Origin of the sequence: Burkholderia singularis (assembly GCF_900176645.1) — a bacterium.
Classification (GTDB): Bacteria; Pseudomonadota; Gammaproteobacteria; order Burkholderiales; family Burkholderiaceae; genus Burkholderia; species Burkholderia singularis.
The window spans coordinates 125642-143094 of sequence record NZ_FXAN01000004.1; the positions used below are offsets into that span (position 1 = coordinate 125642).

The 17453-nt window shown below is 64.1% G+C and carries 15 protein-coding genes; 10 read left to right on the plus strand and 5 right to left on the minus strand.

Annotation, left to right across the window (positions count from 1 at the left end; translation table 11 throughout):
* Positions 1-87: 87 nt before the first annotated feature.
* A complete protein-coding gene (locus BSIN_RS00715) occupies positions 88-633 on the plus strand; it encodes a DUF6013 family protein (protein ID WP_089339187.1) in 546 nt (181 codons plus the stop codon).
* Between the two features lie 36 nt (positions 634-669).
* On the opposite strand, the gene BSIN_RS00720 is transcribed toward BSIN_RS00715, so the two are convergent.
* Complete coding sequence (locus BSIN_RS00720; RefSeq protein WP_089339188.1) at positions 670-1485, minus strand: ABC transporter permease; 816 nt, start codon at positions 1483-1485, stop codon at positions 670-672.
* Positions 1482-2177 (minus strand): ABC transporter ATP-binding protein, encoded by a 696-nt coding sequence (locus BSIN_RS00725; protein WP_089339189.1) that lies wholly within the window; start codon positions 2175-2177, stop codon positions 1482-1484. Before BSIN_RS00725 ends, BSIN_RS00720 begins: the two co-directional genes overlap by 4 nt.
* A gap of 135 nt (positions 2178-2312) precedes the next feature.
* On the opposite strand from BSIN_RS00725, the gene BSIN_RS00730 reads away from it, so the two are divergent.
* Together BSIN_RS00730 and BSIN_RS00735 are read left to right on the plus strand one after the other, a co-directional pair.
* Entirely contained in the window at positions 2313-4727 is a 2415-nt protein-coding gene (locus BSIN_RS00730) for an AsmA family protein (RefSeq protein WP_089339190.1), read from the plus strand.
* Between the two features lie 358 nt (positions 4728-5085).
* Positions 5086-6678 (plus strand): ABC-F family ATPase, encoded by a 1593-nt coding sequence (locus tag BSIN_RS00735; protein ID WP_089339191.1) that lies wholly within the window; start codon positions 5086-5088, stop codon positions 6676-6678.
* Positions 6679-7012: 334 nt separating this feature from the next.
* On the opposite strand, the gene BSIN_RS00740 is transcribed toward BSIN_RS00735, so the two are convergent.
* On the minus strand, positions 7013-7441 hold the full coding sequence (locus BSIN_RS00740) for an antibiotic biosynthesis monooxygenase family protein (RefSeq protein ID WP_083237274.1): 429 nt from the start codon (positions 7439-7441) through the stop codon (positions 7013-7015).
* Between the two features lie 390 nt (positions 7442-7831).
* On the opposite strand from BSIN_RS00740, the gene BSIN_RS00745 reads away from it, so the two are divergent.
* The 3 genes from BSIN_RS00745 to BSIN_RS00755 all read left to right on the plus strand — a co-directional run bounded on the left by BSIN_RS00745 (position 7832) and on the right by BSIN_RS00755 (position 11322).
* Positions 7832-9268 carry an aldehyde dehydrogenase family protein gene (locus BSIN_RS00745; protein WP_089339192.1) on the plus strand — a complete coding sequence of 479 codons (1437 nt, stop codon included), beginning with the start codon at positions 7832-7834 and terminating at the stop codon, positions 9266-9268.
* Between the two features lie 144 nt (positions 9269-9412).
* Entirely contained in the window at positions 9413-10603 is a 1191-nt protein-coding gene (locus BSIN_RS00750) for an NAD(P)H-dependent flavin oxidoreductase (RefSeq protein ID WP_089339193.1), read from the plus strand.
* A gap of 74 nt (positions 10604-10677) precedes the next feature.
* The gene (locus BSIN_RS00755) at positions 10678-11322 is read left to right on the plus strand and encodes an OmpW/AlkL family protein (RefSeq protein ID WP_089339194.1); all 645 of its coding nucleotides are present in this window, start codon (positions 10678-10680) and stop codon (positions 11320-11322) included.
* 107 nt (positions 11323-11429) lie between these two features.
* Here the strand turns inward: BSIN_RS00755 and BSIN_RS00760 are convergent, their stop codons facing one another.
* Complete coding sequence (locus BSIN_RS00760; RefSeq protein WP_059519392.1) at positions 11430-11633, minus strand: DUF1289 domain-containing protein; 204 nt, start codon at positions 11631-11633, stop codon at positions 11430-11432.
* A gap of 534 nt (positions 11634-12167) precedes the next feature.
* On the opposite strand from BSIN_RS00760, the gene BSIN_RS00765 reads away from it, so the two are divergent.
* The 4 genes from BSIN_RS00765 (at position 12168) to BSIN_RS00780 (ending at position 16234) form a co-directional block, all read left to right on the plus strand.
* Positions 12168-13262 carry a polyamine ABC transporter substrate-binding protein gene (locus tag BSIN_RS00765; RefSeq protein ID WP_059519406.1) on the plus strand — a complete coding sequence of 365 codons (1095 nt, stop codon included), beginning with the start codon at positions 12168-12170 and terminating at the stop codon, positions 13260-13262.
* 88 nt (positions 13263-13350) lie between these two features.
* Positions 13351-14493, plus strand: coding sequence for an ABC transporter ATP-binding protein (locus BSIN_RS00770; RefSeq protein WP_089339195.1), 1143 nt, complete (start codon positions 13351-13353; stop codon positions 14491-14493).
* A complete protein-coding gene (locus BSIN_RS00775; RefSeq protein ID WP_059519395.1) occupies positions 14490-15419 on the plus strand; it encodes an ABC transporter permease subunit in 930 nt (309 codons plus the stop codon). The genes BSIN_RS00770 and BSIN_RS00775 overlap by 4 nt, the downstream gene beginning before the upstream one ends.
* Positions 15416-16234: an ABC transporter permease subunit gene (locus tag BSIN_RS00780; RefSeq protein WP_059519397.1), complete on the plus strand. Its 819-nt coding sequence runs from the start codon at positions 15416-15418 to the stop codon at positions 16232-16234. Before BSIN_RS00775 ends, BSIN_RS00780 begins: the two co-directional genes overlap by 4 nt.
* Before the next feature lie 183 nt (positions 16235-16417).
* Here the strand turns inward: BSIN_RS00780 and BSIN_RS00785 are convergent, their stop codons facing one another.
* Positions 16418-17302, minus strand: coding sequence for an MBL fold metallo-hydrolase (locus BSIN_RS00785; RefSeq protein ID WP_089339196.1), 885 nt, complete (start codon positions 17300-17302; stop codon positions 16418-16420).
* Positions 17303-17453 lie beyond the last annotated feature (151 nt).

Genomic DNA, 17453 nt, shown 5'->3' on the forward strand with positions numbered 1-17453 from the left:
CCCGGCGTGCCGATGCGTACCGGCAGAAGCGTCATGCATTGATAACCGGCGATTCGCGCAGCCCGTCGCCGTCCAAGGAGGGTCAGCATGAGTCAACGCATTTCGATGGCGCTCGTCGCGCCGTGCGCGGCCGCGCTGCTGTCGATATCCGCCGCGCATGCCGCGCCGCCCATCAAGGCGAGCATACTCGGCGGCAACGACGGCCAGCTTCGTTATACGGTCAAGGTCGAATCGAAGCAGTTCGGCACGATGCAGGAAACGCGTAAGATCCGCTCCGGCGAAACCGACGACTTCAACTGGAAGTCGGTGCCGCCCGGGGGCGCGGTGCCGATGCCCGACGCGTGTCCGAACGCGGCTGCGCTGCCGCGCGACGCGAACGGCGCGATGGTGCGCCAAACCCAGGTGCGGCTTGCGCCGTCGGTCGACGACAAGGGAATCGCGAACGTGCAGATCAGCTTTCAGGCGAGCGCGCCGGGCGGCGCGAAAGCCGTCACGGCCGGCGGCAAGGCGCTGCAATGCCCGAACGTCGTAACCGTGAGCCAGGTCAAGTGGATATCGATTCCGACCGCGGGCGGTTCGAAGTCGATGACGTTGAGCGACGGCACGAAGGTCACGGTGTCGGTCAAGCGGTAGGCGACCGGGCCGGCGCTGCGTTGGCGGGCGTGGGCGTCAGCCGCCGTCGTTCGCGCCCCGTTCGACGAGCCGCTGCGCCAGAAAACGGTGCTCGGCGGAAAAAAGCCGCCGATAGGTCGACAGTACCGCGCCGACGGTGCCGAGCGCCGATGCCGCCGCGATCAGAAACATGATGACGATTTGATAGCGGACCGCCTGTAGCGGCGACTGTCCGGCGAGCACCTGGCCCGTCATCATGCCCGGCAGGCTCACGACGCCGACCACGGCCATCTGGTTGAGCGTCGGCAGCATGCCCGCGCGCACGGCTTGCCGCGCGGCGTCCCGCGCGGCCTCCCAGCGCGTCGCGCCGAGCGCGAGCGCGGTTTCGACGCGATCGCGCCGCGCGGTCAGCTCCTCCATCATCCGCTCGATGCCGAGCGACACGCCCGTCAGCGTGTTGCCGAGAATCATGCCGACGATCGGAATCGCGTATTGCGGCGCGTACCACGGATGGATGCGAATCACGCCGAACAGCCCGACCGCCGCGACGAGCCAGCAGCTCGCCCAGATCGACACGATGCTGTCGATGCGCTGGCCGGCGTAGGTGCGCTTGCCGCGCGCGGCGCCCGCGAGGCCGGCGATGAGCGTCATCAGCGCGACGAGCGGCAGCACGACGTACCAATGCGGATGGCCGAACACCCAGCCGAGCACGTAGCCGATCGCGAGCAATTGGACGACGGTGCGCGCGGCGGCCCATGCGAGCTTGCGGCCGAGGCCGAGCGACAGCGCGGCCGACAGCGCGCCGTTGACCGCGACGAGCAGCGCGGCGATGCCGACGTCGACGAGGCTCAGGTTTTGCAGCGGTGCGTTCATCGGCTGGCCTGCGTCGCTGCGTCGTCGAGCGCGCCGGCGCGCATCGCCAGGCGCCGGTGGCCGATCCGCCCGGCCTGCGCGGGATCGTGCGAGATCCACAGATACGCGCGCGCGCCGGGCGCGGCGTCGTACCATGCGGCGACAAGCGCTTCGATCGCGCGCGCCGAGTCCGGGTCGAGCGCGGACGTGGGCTCGTCGAGCAGCAGCACGTCGGGATCGAGTTGCAGCACGCGCAGCAGCGCGGCGATCTGCGCTTCGCCGCCGGACAGCTCGCTTGCCGCCTTGTCGAGAAAATCGTCGCCGCGTCCGGCCTGCGCGGCGAGGCGCGCCGCGCGTGCGCGATCGAAGCGCACATCGCGGTAGACGGCCAGCGAGTATGGGTAGCGCAACAGCGCTTCGACCGTGCCGTCCGCGGTGGCCGGGCGCTGCCGCACATAGGCGACGCTGCGCCGGTAACGCGGAATCGCCGCACGCGCGACGCGCTGGCCGCGCCAGAGCAGCGTGCCGCCGTCGACCGGATCGAGCAGCGCGAGTGCGCGCAGGAACACGCTTTTGCCGGCGCCGGACGGACCGGTGACGGCGATCCGCTCGCCCGGTCTGAGCGCGAAATCGGTCGGCGCGAGGAGCGTCTTGCCGCTTGCCGCGTCGCGGCGGGCAAGCTGCTGCGTTTCGATCAGGACGTCGGCTGGCATAAGGAAATGCAAAAAAAGCAAAAAAGGGTTAATGGGGGCGGGTGACCGGATACCGTGCGTCATAATACTGGTCCGCTGGTGGCGATGTCGTTTGCGCTGCCGGATCAGACAGGAACAACAACGACGGAATCTGGCATGACGCTATCCCGAACCCTCGGCAAAACGGTGGCGTGGATCGTCGGCGTCATCGTGGTGCTGGCCGCGGCGCTCGGCGTGTTCCTCGTCGCGTTCGACTGGAACCGCGCGAAGCCTTGGATCAACGAACAGGTGAGCGAGTCGATCGGCCGGCCGTTCGAGATCCGGGGCGATCTTTCGGTCGGCTGGCGGCGCCCCGACACAGAAACCGGCTGGCGCGCATGGGTGCCGTGGCCGACGTTCTCGGCCTCGGACATTGTCGTCGGCAATCCGGATTGGGCCAAGGCGTCCCAATTTGCAACGCTCGGCGGCGCGCATTTCACAGTGGCCGTGCTGCCGCTGCTGGCGCACGAGGTCGTGATCCCGACGATCGAACTCGTCAATCCCGCCGTCGACATCGAACGCCTGGCGGATGGCCGGAACAACTGGACCTTCGAGTTCAAGAAATCGGCGCAGCCTTCGCGTTGGAAGGTGCAATTGCACAATTTCGGCTTTGCGAAAGGCTGGGTCACCTATCGTGATGCGATCACGAAGGCCGATCTGACCGTGGCGATCGATACGCTCGGCCAGCCCATTGCACTGGGCGACGTGCTCGCGCAGCAGGAGCAGACCTCGCGTGCGGCGTCGGCGCAGCGCGTCGGCAAGAAAGGCGCCGCGCAACTGAGCGCGAAGGCGAAGGCGCAGGTGGCGGCGCAGGCTTCGGCCGCGCCTGCCGCGTCGTCTGCTTCGGCTTTCGCCGCGGGCGCGGCGGCTGGCGCGGCAAATGGCGGCGGCCAGGCGGCATCAATGCCGGCGGGCGGGACGCCGTCCCGAGCATCGCCGACGTCGTCGCAGCCGGTCGCAGCGCTGACGGCTTCTTCGGCTTCGGCATCGTCCGGCGCGGCAGCCGGCAAGCTCGCCGGCATCGATGCCTCCGCCTCCGGCGCAAGCGGCGCTTCGGCTGCCTCCGCGGGCGCGCCGGCGAAGCCGGCCGGCCCCACCTACGCGTTCGGCCTGAGCGTCAAGGGCCGCTACAAGGGCGTGCCGATCGACGGCACCGGCAAGCTCGGCGGCGTGCTCGCGTTGCAGGACGCATCGAGGCCGTTTCCGCTGCAGGCCGACGTGAAAGCCGGCGATACGCGCCTGGCGATCGTCGGCACGCTCACCGATCCCACGCATCTCGCGGCGCTCGACCTGCGCTTGTGGCTGCAGGGCGCGAGTATGTCCCATCTGTATCCGCTTGCCGGCATCACGCTGCCCGACACGCCGCCTTACGCGACCGAAGGGCGTCTCGTCGGCAATTTCAAACGCCATGCGAGCACGTTCCGCTACGAGAACTTCAACGGCCGCGTCGGCGGCAGCGATCTGCGCGGCACGCTCACGTATGCGCAGCGCGAGCCGCGGGCGCTGCTGTCGGGCGAACTCGTGTCGAATCTGCTGCAATTCTCGGATCTCGCGCCGATCATCGGCGCCGATACCGCCGCGAGCAAAGCGAAGCGCGGCGATACGACGAAGCAGCCGGCCGGTCGCGTGCTGCCGGTCGAAACGTTCCGCACCGACCGCTGGCGCGCACTCGACGTCGACGTGAAATTCACCGGCAAGAAGCTCGTCAAGCGCAGCGATTTGCCGATCACCGATCTGTACACGCATATCGTGATGCAGGACGGCGTGCTCTCGCTCGTGCCGCTCAAGTTCGGCGTCGCGGGCGGAACGCTCGCGACCGATGCGCGGCTCGACGGCAGCAGCGCGCCGCTCAAGGGCCGGTTCACGATCGCGGCGCGGCACTTGAAGCTCAAGCAGCTGTTTCCGACGCAAAAGGTGATGCAATCGGCGCTGGGCGAGATCAACGGCGACGCCGCATTGTCTGCGACCGGCAATTCACCTGCCGCGCTCGCGGCGACCTCCAACGGCGAGATGAAGGCGCTCGTCACGAACGGCGCGATCAGCCGGCTGCTGATGGAGGCCGCCGGGCTCAACGTCGCGAACGTCGTCTACGAGAAATTGTTCGGCGCGCGTGACGTCAGGATCAATTGCGCGGCCATCGATTTCGTCGCGACGAACGGCATTCTCGATTCGAAGGTGTTCGCGCTCGATACCGACGACGCGGTGATTCGCGTCGACGGCACCGTCAGCCTGCGCGACGAGTCGCTGAATTTGGTCATCCATCCGCAGACGAAGGGGTTCCGGATCTTTTCACTACGCTCGCCGTTCTATGTGAAGGGCACGTTTTCGAAGCCGGATGTCGGCGTGAACGTGACTGCGCTCGCGTTGCGGGCGGGCGCGATGGTCGGGCTCGGCCTGTTGAATCCATTCGCCGCGCTGATTCCGCTGATCGCGCCGAGCAATAATCAGGACGTGCCGTGCGCGCAGATGTTCACGCAACTCAGGACGCCGCCGAAAGCGGCGGCGCCGGGCAAGGCCGCGGCGGCGAAATAGTCCGGCCGGGGCAGGATGCCCGCGGCGTGGGCCGCGCGCACGCAGCGGGCCGCACACCGTCTGTCGGCTGGCGGTCGAGTCGGCGGGGCGAATAGCCGCGCGGATCGACGTGGCCGGCCCGTATCGCCAGGATCGCCGGGTTGCACACGGCGCCGGCCGATACGGTTCGCTCGAGCCGGCTATTCGCGCGATACGCTGCCATATCGCACCGGGCCATTCGGCCAGGCCGGCCGGGGGCGATAGGCCGATGCATCCCCGATTACCGGAGCGCCTGTGCATGTCCAGGGCGTGGGCTTCATCGACTCCTGCTAAAATACCCGGTTTTCCGTCGATCCATACCTCTTAACGGGGCAACGCTGTGCTTTCTACCGCCAACATCACGATGCAATTCGGGCCCAAGCCCTTGTTCGAGAACATCTCGGTCAAGTTCGGGGAGGGCAACCGCTACGGCCTCATCGGGGCGAACGGCTGCGGCAAGTCGACCCTCATGAAAATCCTCGGCGGCGATCTCGAGCCGAGCGCGGGCAACGTCGCGCTCGAGCCGAATGTGCGCCTCGGCAAGCTGCGTCAGGATCAGTTCGCGTATGAGGACGTGCGCGTGCTCGATGTCGTGATGATGGGTCACACCGAAATGTGGGCCGCGATGACCGAGCGCGATGCGATTTACGCGAATCCCGACGCGACCGACGACGACTACATGCACGCCGCCGAACTCGAAGCCAAATTCGCCGAATACGGCGGCTATGACGCCGAGGCACGCGCGGGCGCGCTGTTGCTCGGCATCGGCATCGACGAGAAATTCCATAACGGCACGATGAGCGAAGTCGCGCCCGGCTGGAAACTGCGTGTGCTGCTCGCGCAGGCGCTGTTCTCGAATCCGGACGTGCTGCTGCTCGACGAGCCGACCAACAACCTCGACATCAACTCGATCCGCTGGCTCGAGGACACGCTGAACAACTACAACTCGACGATGATCATCATTTCGCATGATCGTCACTTCCTGAACTCGGTGTGCACGCACATGGCCGATATGGACTACGGCACGCTGAAGGTCTGGCCGGGCAACTACGACGACTACATGCTCGCGTCTGCCCAGGCGCGCGAGCGCCAGGCCGCGGCGAACGCGCGCGCGAAGGAACGCGTGGCCGAACTGCAGGACTTCGTGCGCCGTTTCTCGGCGAATAAATCGAAGGCGCGTCAGGCAACGAGCCGCGCCAAGCAGATCGACAAGATCAAGATCGAGGAATTCAAGCCGTCGTCGCGGCAGAATCCGTTCATCCGCTTCGAGTTCGACAAGAAGCTGCACAACATCGCGGTGGTGGCCGAAGGCATCACGAAGCAGTACGAGCGCACGATTTTCCAGAACTTCAATCTGTCGGTGCAGCCGGGCGAGCGCATCGCGATCATCGGCGAGAACGGCGCGGGCAAGACGACGCTGTTGCGCGCGCTGTACGGCAACCTGACGCTCGATCACGGCACGGTGAAGTGGGCTGAGAACGCGAACGTCGGCTATATGCCGCAGGACACCTATGAGGAATTCCCGAACGACATCACGCTGATGGACTGGATCGACCAGTACCGCAAGGACGGCGACGACGAGACGATGGTGCGCGGCACGCTCGGCCGCCTGCTGTTCTCGGCGGACGACATCAAGAAATCGGTGAAGGTGCTGTCGGGCGGCGAGAAGGGCCGGATGATCTGGGGCAAGCTGATGCTCGGCCGCCACAACGTGCTGCTGATGGACGAGCCGACCAACCATATGGACATGGAGTCGATCGAGTCGCTGCAAATCGCGCTCGAGAAATTCGAAGGCACGCTGATCTTCGTGTCGCACGACCGCGAGTTCGTCAGCGGCCTCGCGAACCGGATCATCGAAGTGCGCACGGACGGCACGCTGGTCGACTTCGGCGGCAATTACGAGGATTTTCTGGCGAGTAAAGGTATTCAGTAAATCGTGTCCTTGAGGGCATGAAAATCTGCCTGTAGAAGCATCCGATCATTCATTATTGATTCAACCGGGGATGAAGCGCTTTGGGTTCGGCGGCAGGCGCTTTATCCCTGGTGGATCATGGATCAATAAGAAATTAAGAAAAATTGCAGATAAGATATTCGTCAAAAAACGATTTATAAAAATCGGCACATATGACGCATTATCTCGACGAACGGAAAAGGCGCAACGTCTCTGGCATGTGTCCGAGGCGCGTCGCAGTGGCAGTATCAAAGTCGAGCCGATAAGGTGAGATACGTACCGAGGCGTGTCTGCCTCTTCCGAATGGTCACAGGTGTTAAGGCTCGACGGAATCGAAGACGCGGATCTTTACCCAGTTCGGATTGCTCTGCGGGATGAAGTGCTTGACGTGCGCATCGGAGACTTGGTATTTGTCATGCGCGCTTCGGCCGGAAAATACTAAATGAAAAGCCACGTCGAAGTTGTCTTCGTTGAAGAGATAGGATACCTGCTGGTGACGCGTTAAATTCTGCGCCAGGACCGTCGCGGAGAACGACAGTTCGCCGGGGTGATTGGTAAGGTATTTTCTGCCGAGTTCGAGTTGTTTTTGAACGGCGGCGGGGCTCTTGTCTTTAAGCGTAATGAAAATATCGTGATGGATCGGCTTGTCGGCAGATGCCGGGGATGTTTGCTGGGCCAAAGTAACGGTGCTTGCGAGGGCGAGTGTGATTAACGAGGGTGTCAGTATTGAAGTAACGCGTTTCATCGATGATTTCCTTCAGTGGCGGGGATGACTTGAATTGGTGGTTGGCGGTTGATTGATCGGTCGATAAAATACTCCTGATATTGTTGATTGAAAATCGAAGCGATTATGCGCGGAATAATATATTTAATCCGCTCGCGGCTCGGCGGTAAAGCAACGTGCTTTTTGATGCGAATGACAAAGATAGTAGTAGAGATTGCGTAAGTGTCAACGGCGCTTCGGAAATGACTTTGCTTTGGCCGCTCGGCTGCGATATTGAATAGCGCGGAGCGCCTTACGTATTTGCTGGTGGCTTACTCGTCGGTTTCGGCGGCAAGCATCAGAATTTTCGCGCGCGCACATGTCATCTGCGCTGAGTACAATGCTCGTTTGCGTCGACCCAGGAGCGAGACGATGAAAATCTACGATCAGTTCTATATCGGCGGGGCATGGCGTCCGAGCGCCGGCGCCGGCACGATCGACGTAATCGATTCCGCCACCGAGGCGGCGATCGGCCGCATTCCCGAAGGCACCGCCGATGATGCGCTGGCGGCGGTCGCGGCGGCGCGCGCCGCGTTCGACGGCTGGGCCGCGACGCCGCCCGCCGAGCGCGCCCGTTACCTGCGCCGGATCGCCGACAACCTGAAGGCGCGCAGCGAAGAACTCGCGCAGTCGATCACGGGCGAGGTCGGCATGCCGATCAAGCTGTCGCGGGCCATTCAGGTGAACGGGCCGATATACAACTGGGGCGCGTATGCGAAGCTTGCCGAAACCCATGCGTTCGAGGAGCAAGTAGGCAATTCGCTTGTCGTGCGCGAGCCGGTCGGCGTCGTCGCGGCGATCACGCCGTGGAACTACCCGTTGCATCAGATCACGCTGAAGATCGCGGCTGCGCTCGCGGCGGGTTGCACTGTCGTGCTCAAGCCTTCCGAAATCGCGCCGCTCAACGCGTTCATCCTTGCCGAAGCGATTCATGACGCCGCATTGCCTGCTGGCGTCTTCAACCTCGTGTGCGGGTACGGAGCGGTCGTCGGCGAGGCGCTTGCCAGCGCGCCGCAGGTCGACATGGTGTCGTTCACCGGCTCGACGCGCGCGGGCAAGCGCGTGGCCGAGCTTGCCGCGGCGGGTGTGAAGCGCGTCGCGCTCGAACTGGGCGGTAAATCGGCGTCGGTGATTCTCGACGATGCGGATTTCGCCGCGGCGGTGAAGGGCACGGTGTCCTCGTGCTATCTGAACGCCGGCCAGACGTGTTCGGCGCACACGCGCATGCTCGTGCCGGAGTCGCGCTACGACGAGGTGCGCGAACTGGCGAAGGCGGCGGCGGCGAGCTTTGTCCCGGGCGATCCGCGCGATGAAGCGACGCGGCTCGGCGCGCTTGCGTCGGCTGCCCAGCAGAAGCGGGTGCAGGACTATATCCGGCGCGGCCTCGACGAGGGCGCGGAACTTATCGCGGGCGGCCCCGGCATGCCGGACGGGCTGTCGCGCGGGTTTTTCGCGAAACCGACGGTATTCGGCCGCGTGAGGCCGGATGCGACGATCGCGCAGGAGGAGATCTTCGGCCCGGTGCTGTCGATCATCACGTATCGCGACGAAGACGACGCGGTACGGATCGCGAACGATTCGCCATACGGCCTAGGCGGCGCGGTGTGGGCGGGCAGCGACGAACGCGCGCTGCGCGTCGCACGGCGCATCCGCACCGGGCAGGTTGATATCAACGGCGGCGGATGGAACGTGGCCGCGCCGTTCGGCGGCTTCAAGCAGTCGGGAATCGGCCGCGAAAACGGCGTGTACGGGCTCGACGAATATTTGGAATACAAATCGATGCAGCTACGCGTCAAAAAAACGGCCTGAACGCGGCTGCACGTCCGTTCCGGCCGGTCTTGGGCGGCATGCCGCCTGCTTGCGCGGCATGCCGTTTTTCTTTGATGGCGGTCAATATGCGGCGGCGGCAATCGCTGATCATCGAATCTTTTCTGCCGTTTTGACGAGGCTTCGATGATCGCTTCCGTTTCTTTTCCGCCGTTGATGATTCGCGGCCGTGCGCTGTTGCCTGTCGTACAGGGAGGGATGGGCGTCGGTATTTCCGCGCACCGGCTGGCGGGCAGCGTGGCGCGCGAAGGTGCGCTCGGCACGATCGCGAGCATCGATTTGCGCCACCACCACGCGGATCTGCTCGAGCGCTGCCGGCGTGAACCCGTCCGCGAGACGCTGGAGGCGGCGAACCTCGAAGCGCTCGCGCGCGAGATCAGCCTCGCGAAGACCTGGAGCGAGGGCCGCGGCATGATTGCCGTCAACGTGATGAAAGCGGTGCGCTCGCATGCGGACTACGTGCGCGTCGCGTGCGAATTCGGCGCGGACGCGATCGTGATGGGCGCGGGGCTGCCGCTCGATCTGCCGGAACTCACCGATGGATACGACATCGCGCTGATTCCGATTCTGTCGGACAGCCGCGGGATCGCGCTGGTGCTGAAGAAATGGATGAAGAAAGGCCGCTTGCCCGATGCGATCGTGATCGAACATCCGGCGCACGCGGGCGGCCATCTGGGCGTGGCGAGCGTCGATGACATCGGCGACCCGCGCTTCGAATTCGCGCGCGTGCTCGATGAAACCGCGCAGACGTTCGCCACGCTCGGAATCGAACGCGAGCGCATTGCGCTCATCGTCGCGGGCGGCATCAACAGCCACCGCGCGGTGTGCGACGCGCTCGCCGCCGGCGCGAACGGCGTGCAGGTGGGCACGCCGTTCGCCGTCACCGAGGAAGGCGACGCGCATCCCAATTTCAAGCATGTGCTCGCGAACGCGACGCCCGACGATATCGTCGAGTTCATCAGCGTCACGGGACTGCCCGCGCGCGCGGTGAAAACGCCGTGGCTCGAGCGCTATCTGCGGCATGAGACGCGTATCCGCGCGAAGCTCGGCGCGCTCAAGCAGCGTTGTCCATCCGCGCTCGAATGCCTGAGCGTGTGCGGATGGCGGGACGGCGTCGAGCGTTTCGGCCATTTCTGCATCGATACGCGGTTGGCCGCCGCGCTGCGCGGCGACGTCGCGAACGGACTTTTCTTCCGTGGCCGTGAAGCGCTGCCGTTCGGGCACGCGATCCGCAGCGTGCGCGATCTGCTCGAATTGCTGCTGACGGGCGTCGCGCCTGAGCCTGCGGCAAAACGTCCATCGTTCTCGCTCGCTTGAAGCTTGATACGCATCAAGGCAAGCGGGAACCCCTCCCGGGAAAATGGGGGCTGTTCCTAGGGGGCTTAATCATCATGCGTTGTCAAACCGCTCATATCCGCATTCACGCCATCGCCTGCGCGGCCGTCCTTGCGATGGTTCCTTCGCTGTCGCACGCGGCCTCACCCGGCGACGGCATCCATCAAGGCGACATCATCGCGCGCGTTCGCGCGATCAGTATCGTGCCGCAGGACCGTGCAAGCGACACACTGGGAGCGCTGAATGTCGGCGTGAACAACGCGATCGTCCCCGAACTGGACTTCACGTACATGATTCGCGATTACCTGGGCGTCGAGCTGATTCTCGGCACGTCACGGCACCAGGTCGCTTCGTCGCTCGGCAATCTGGGCGGCGTCGGCGTATTGCCGCCGACGCTGCTGCTGCAATACCACTTCAATCATGCCGGCAGCGTGCGTCCGTATGTCGGCGCGGGCATCAACTACACGCTGTTCTACAACAACGGTTTGCGCGTGGGCGGAGAGGGCGTCGGCATCAGCAATCATAGCTTCGGCCCGGCGCTGCAATTCGGCGTCGACGTGCAGGTGACGAAAAAGCTGTTCGTCAACGTCGATCTGAAGAAAATCTGGATGCACACCGATGCGACGCTCGGCGGTAAGCCGATCGGCCGGCTGAACATCGATCCGCTCGTCGTCGGCGTTGGTCTTGGGATGAAGTTCTGACGCCTGGCAGCATCGAACAAGTGTTGGGGTTGGCGGCATGGCTGTACGCGTGCCGTCTTTTTTTTGCGTCTACTCGGGCGCGCCGCGGATGCAGCGGCCCATGCTGCTCATGGCTTGTCGTATTTGAAGCGCATGGCGGTGCCTTCCCGCGTGATGCGCGCCCACACCGCCTGTTTTTCGGCATCGGTCATGAACACCCAGTTCGCGACTTCGACCGCCGTGCGCCCGCAGCCTTTGCAGATTTCGTCGAAGAGCGTCGAGCAGACGCCGATGCATGGGCTGTCGGGTTTGTCGTGAAGATTCGAGGTCATTGAGTATCGAGTTCGGCGGGGCCGGGCGTGAACGGCAAGCCGTTATGTTAACGCATGCCGCGTAGGCGGGCGCGATGCGCGCGCTTGCCAGGGCTGCGCGCACGAGCGGCGGGCGGCGCGCCGCCGCGGCGTTCCGTCAAACACCAAAACACCGAGGCACCGCACCGGCAGCCGCAGGCCGCCAATGCCCGCCGCTTCCCATCTCGCCGTCACCATTGAATGCCGACTGAATGCCAGCTGTCGGCATCCCGAATTCCAGCCGCCGGACATGGCGCCAGCCGACCGTTTTTCCGGATGATCCCACGGTCAGAACCCGATAAAATTGCGCGCACCCATTGCATAGCAGCGCGTTGTTGCACCGGATTGGCGCAACTGGCAGACCGAATGTGTTCCGTTTGTGCGACAAAGGTGGGAAATTTTTGTGGCGGCCCCGGATTAATGGTAGCTTTCGGGGTTTTCATGGGGCGGCGCGCAACAATGCGCCGCGATGACGAGGCTCATGGCGATCGAATCGGTTCGATCTGGGAGAACGGGATGAAGGCAAAGGTGGCGGGCCGGTTGGCGGCGCTAGTATTGTGCGCGGGCGCGTCGGTGGCGGCGGCGAAGGATACGCAGCTCAACGTCTATAACTGGTCGGACTACATTGCGAAGGACACGATCCCGAATTTCGAAAAGCAAACGGGCGTCAAGGTCCGCTATGACAATTACGACAGCGACGACACGCTGCAGGCCAAGCTGCTGACCGGCAATTCGGGCTACGACATCGTCGTGCCGACCAGCAATTACGCGGGCAAGCAGATCGCGGCCGGCATTTTCGCGCCGCTCGATAAATCGAAGCTGCCGAACCTCAAGTATCTCGACCCCCAGCTGATGTCGCTCGTCGCGGGCGCCGATCCGGGCAATAAATATGTGGTGCCGTGGGCATATGGGACGACGGGCCTCGGCTATAACATCGACAAGGCGAAGAAGCTGCTCGGCGACGTGCCGCTCGACAATTGGGACATCCTGTTCAAGCCCGAGAACATCTCGAAGCTCAAGAGCTGCGGCGTGTCGGTGCTTGATGCGCCGGACCAGATGTTCGCGGCGACGCTGCACTACATCGGCAAGGACCCGGCAAGCACGAACCCGGCTGACTATCAGGCCGCGATGCAGGTGCTCAAGAAGATCCGCCCGTACATCACGCAGTTCAACTCGTCGGGCTACATCAACGACATGGTCGGCGGCGACATCTGCTTTGCTTTCGGCTGGTCGGGCGACGTCGTGATCGCGAAGCACCGCACGCTCGAGGCGAAGAAGCCGTATAAGGTCGAGTACTACATTCCGAAGGGCGGCGCGCCGGTCTGGTTCGACGTGATGGCGATTCCGAAGGACGCGAAGAACAAGGATGCCGCGCTGCAATGGATCAACTACATCGAGGATCCGAAGGTTCACGCGGCGATCACGAACGCGGTTTATTACCCGAGTGCGAACGCTGAGGCGCGCAAGTACGTGCGTGCGGACGTCGCGAACGATCCGGCTGTCTATCCGCATCCGGACGTGCTGAAGACGCTGTTCCTGCTGAAGCCGCTGCCGCCCGAGATTCAGCGGCTGCAGACGCGCCTTTGGACCGAGTTGAAATCGGGACGCTGACGCCACGCGCGGCAGCATGACAGCCTTCTGAAGCCCCTGGTGCTCCCGGGGGCTTTGTTCGTCAAACGTAGGAGCAAAACAGCAGATCATGAATAGTCAGTCGGGCGCGCCTGCGGCAGGCGCGACGGGCGCGGATACGCGCGCCGAAAATTTTGTCCAGATCGTCGACGTCGTCAAGAAGTTCGGCGAGACCGTCGCGGTGCGCAACGTCGACCTGAACGTGCACAAGGGCGAGCTGTTCGCGCTTCTCGGCAGTTCCGGGTGCGGGAAGTCGACGCTGCTCAGAATGCTTGCCGGCCTCGAGACGGTGACGTCGGGCAAGATCCTGATCGACGGCGAGGATCTCGCGCAGATGCCGCCTTACAAGCGGCCGGTGAACATGATGTTCCAGTCGTATGCGCTGTTCCCGCACATGACGGTCGAGGCGAACGTCGCGTTCGGCCTGAAGCAGGAAGGCGTGCCGAAGGCCGAGCTGAAGGAGCGCGTGCACGCCGCGCTCGAACTCGTGCAAATGAGCCGCTACGCGAGCCGCAAGCCGCATCAGCTGTCGGGTGGCCAGCAGCAGCGCGTGGCGCTCGCGCGCTCGCTCGTCAAGCGGCCGAAGCTGCTGCTGCTCGACGAGCCGATGTCCGCGCTCGACAAGCAGATCCGCCAGCGCACGCAAATCGAACTCGTCAACATTCTAGACAAGGTGGGCGTCACCTGCATCATGGTCACGCACGACCAGGAAGAGGCGATGACGATGGCGAGCCGCCTCGCGGTGATGAGCGAAGGCCAGATCGTGCAGATCGGCACGCCGAACGAAGTCTACGAATATCCGAACTGCCGCTTCTCGGCCGAATTCATCGGTTCGACGAACCTGTTCGAGGGCACGACCGTCGAGGACGAGCCCGATCACGTGTTCATCGAATCCGCGGATCTGCCGAGCCAGTTGTACGTGAACCACGGGATCACGGGGCCGCTCGGGATGCCGGTCACGGTGTCGGTGCGCCCCGAGCGGATCGCGTTGACGCGCAAGCCCGCCGACGGCGCATATAACTGGGGGCGCGGCGTCATCTCGAATGTCGCGTACATGGGCGGCTATTCGCTGTACCACGTGAAGCTCGAATCCGGCAAGACGGTGATCGCGAACGTGTCGAGCCTCGCGATCGCCGAACTCGATTCGCCTGGTTGGGGCGACGAAATCTACGTGCGCTGGAGCGCATCGGCCGGCGTGGTGCTGACGTCATGAGCGCGCTTTCGTCTCTGTTCGCATGGCCGGTGAAGCGGTTCGGTCTGACCGGGCGCACGGCGGTTGTCGCGGGCCCGTTCTTCTGGCTCGTGCTGTTTTTCCTCGTGCCGTTCGTGCTGGTCGTCAAGATCAGCTTTGCCGAATTGCAGCTCGGCATTCCGCCTTACACGGAACTCACGTCGATTCAGGACGGCGTGCTGCACATCGCGCTGAACCTGAAGCACTACGCATTCTTGTTCAGCGACAGCCTGTATTTCGCGACCTATGTGAACTCGGTCGTCGTCGCGGCGGTCACGACGCTGTTGTGCCTGCTGCTCGGCTATCCGATGGCGTATTACATCGCGCGCTCCAATCCGGGCACGCGCAACCTGCTGATGATGGCGGTGATGCTGCCGTTCTGGACGTCGTTCCTGATCCGCGTGTATGCATGGATCGGCATCCTGAAGAACAACGGTCTGCTGAACAACTTTCTGATGTGGACGGGCCTCATCAGCGCGCCGATCGAACTGTATCGCACCAATGCCGGCGTTTATATCGGGATGGTGTACTCGTATCTGCCGTTCCTCGTGATGCCGCTGTACGCGCATCTCGTGAAGATGGACCTGCGCCTGCTCGAAGCCGCATACGACCTCGGCGCGAAGCCGTGGAAGGCGTTCGTGCAGATCACGCTGCCGTTGTCGAGGAACGGCATCATCGCCGGCTGCCTGCTGGTGTTCATCCCGGCCGTCGGCGAGTACGTGATTCCCGAGCTGCTCGGCGGCGCGAACACGCTGATGATCGGTCGCGTGATGTGGAACGAGTTCTTCAATAATGCCGACTGGCCGATGGCGTCAGCCGTGACTTGCGCGATGGTGTTGCTGCTGCTCGTGCCGATGGCGATGTTCCAGCACTTCCAGGCGAAGGAGCAGGAGGGGCGGCGTCGATGAAACCGAATCGCTTCCTGCAGGTGCTGATGCTCGCGATCGGCTTCGGGTTCCTGTATATCCCGATCGTGAGCCTCGTCGTTTATTCGTTCAACGAATCGAAGCTCGTCACGGTCTGGTCCGGTTTTTCGACGCGCTGGTATGCGGCGCTGATCGAGGACGACGAGCTTATCGCCGCTGCGTGGCTGTCGCTGAAGATCGCCGTGATGACGGCGTTCGCATCGGTCGCCATCGGCACGTGGGCGGGCTTCGTGCTTGCGCGGATGGGCCGTTTTCGCGGTTTCGCGCTGTACAGCGGGATGATCAACGCGCCGCTCGTGATCCCCGAGGTGATTCAGGGGATTTCGCTGTTGCTGCTGTTCATCGAACTCGGCAAATGGTTCGGCTGGCCGGCGGGCCGCGGAGTGTTCACGATCTGGCTCGGCCACGTGATGCTGTGCATCTCGTATGTCGCGATCATCGTGCAGTCGCGCGTGCGCGAACTGAATCCGTCGCTCGAAGAAGCCGCGCTCGATCTCGGCGCGACGCCGCTCAAGGTGTTCTTTGCCGTCACGCTGCCGCTGATTTCGCAGGCGCTCGTATCGGGGTGGCTGCTGTCGTTTACGCTGTCGATCGACGATCTCGTGCTGTCCGCGTTCCTGTCCGGCCCCGGCTCGACGACGCTGCCGCTCGTGGTGTTCTCGCGCGTGCGGCTGGGCCTGAATCCGGAAATGAACGCGCTCGCGACGCTTTTCATCGTCGCGGTGACGATCGGTGTCATCGGCGCGAATTTCGTGATGCAGCGTCAGGAGCGGAAAAGGACGGCGGCGGTGGCTTGACGCGGTTGCCGGCGATAGTGCGCTCGGCGGGTGCGGCGATACCGGATGCCGTGCGGCCTGTCGCTTGATCCGCCGACGAGGGAAGTATCGGGAAAAAGCCCGTGCGTGTGCCGCACGGGCTTTTTTTATCGTCGGGCTTGTCGTGGCGTGTCAATGCGCGCCCGTCGCCGGCGCGCCGGTGCGTCAAAGCGCATTGAGCGGGATTTTCAGATAGCGCACCCCATTGTCCTCGGGTTCGGGCAGGTGCCCGGCGCGCATGTTGACCTGCACCGACGGCAGCATCAGCATCGGCATATCGAGTGTCGCGTCGCGCGCGGTGCGCATCGAGACGAATTCGTCCTCGGACACGCCGTCGCGCACGTGCACGTTCGCGCGCAACTGCTCGGCCACCGTGCTGACGTATTGCACCGCGCGCCCGCCTGGCTGATAGTCGTGGCACAGATAAAGGCGCGTGTCGGCGGGCAGGCTCAGCACCTTGCGGATCGACCGGTACAGCGCGCGCGCGTCGCCGCCGGGGAAATCGCAGCGGGCGGTGCCGTAGTCCGGCATGAACAGCGTATCGCCGACGAACGCGGCGAGGGTGCCGCCGTCGTCGATCACATAGGTCATGCAGGCGGGCGTATGGCCCGGTGTGTGCAGCGCGCGGATGGTCAGCGTGCCGAGCGGCAGCGTGTCGCCGTCCTCGAGCAGACGGTCGAACTGGCTGCCGTCGCGCGCGAAGCTCGTATCGGCATTGAACAGCGTGCCGAACACGCGTTGGACGCGAACCACGGCCGCGCCGATCGCAATCTCGCCGCCCACTTGCCTCTTCAGATAAGGCGCGGCCGACAGATGATCGGCATGCACATGCGTCTCGAGCAGCCAGCGCACGCGCGCGCCGAGCGCCCGCACGCGCTCGAGCAGCTTGTCCGCGCTCGCGGTGCGCGTGCGGCCGGACTTCGGGTCGAAGTCGAGCACGCTGTCGATCAACGCGCATTCGTTGCGGGTGGTGTCGAGCAGCAGGTAACTGACGGTGCTGGTCGCCGGATCGAAAAAACCTTCGACGGCAATCGCGGACGCGGTGGTCACGAATGGGCTCCTTCGAACGGATGACGTGAACGGATGACGGGATTATCGCATCGCAGTCCGCTGCGGGCGCTGCGGGCGATGCGGGCGATGCGGGCGCTGCGGGCGATGCGGGCGATGCGGGCGATGCGGGCGCCGCCGCGCGTTCGTCAAG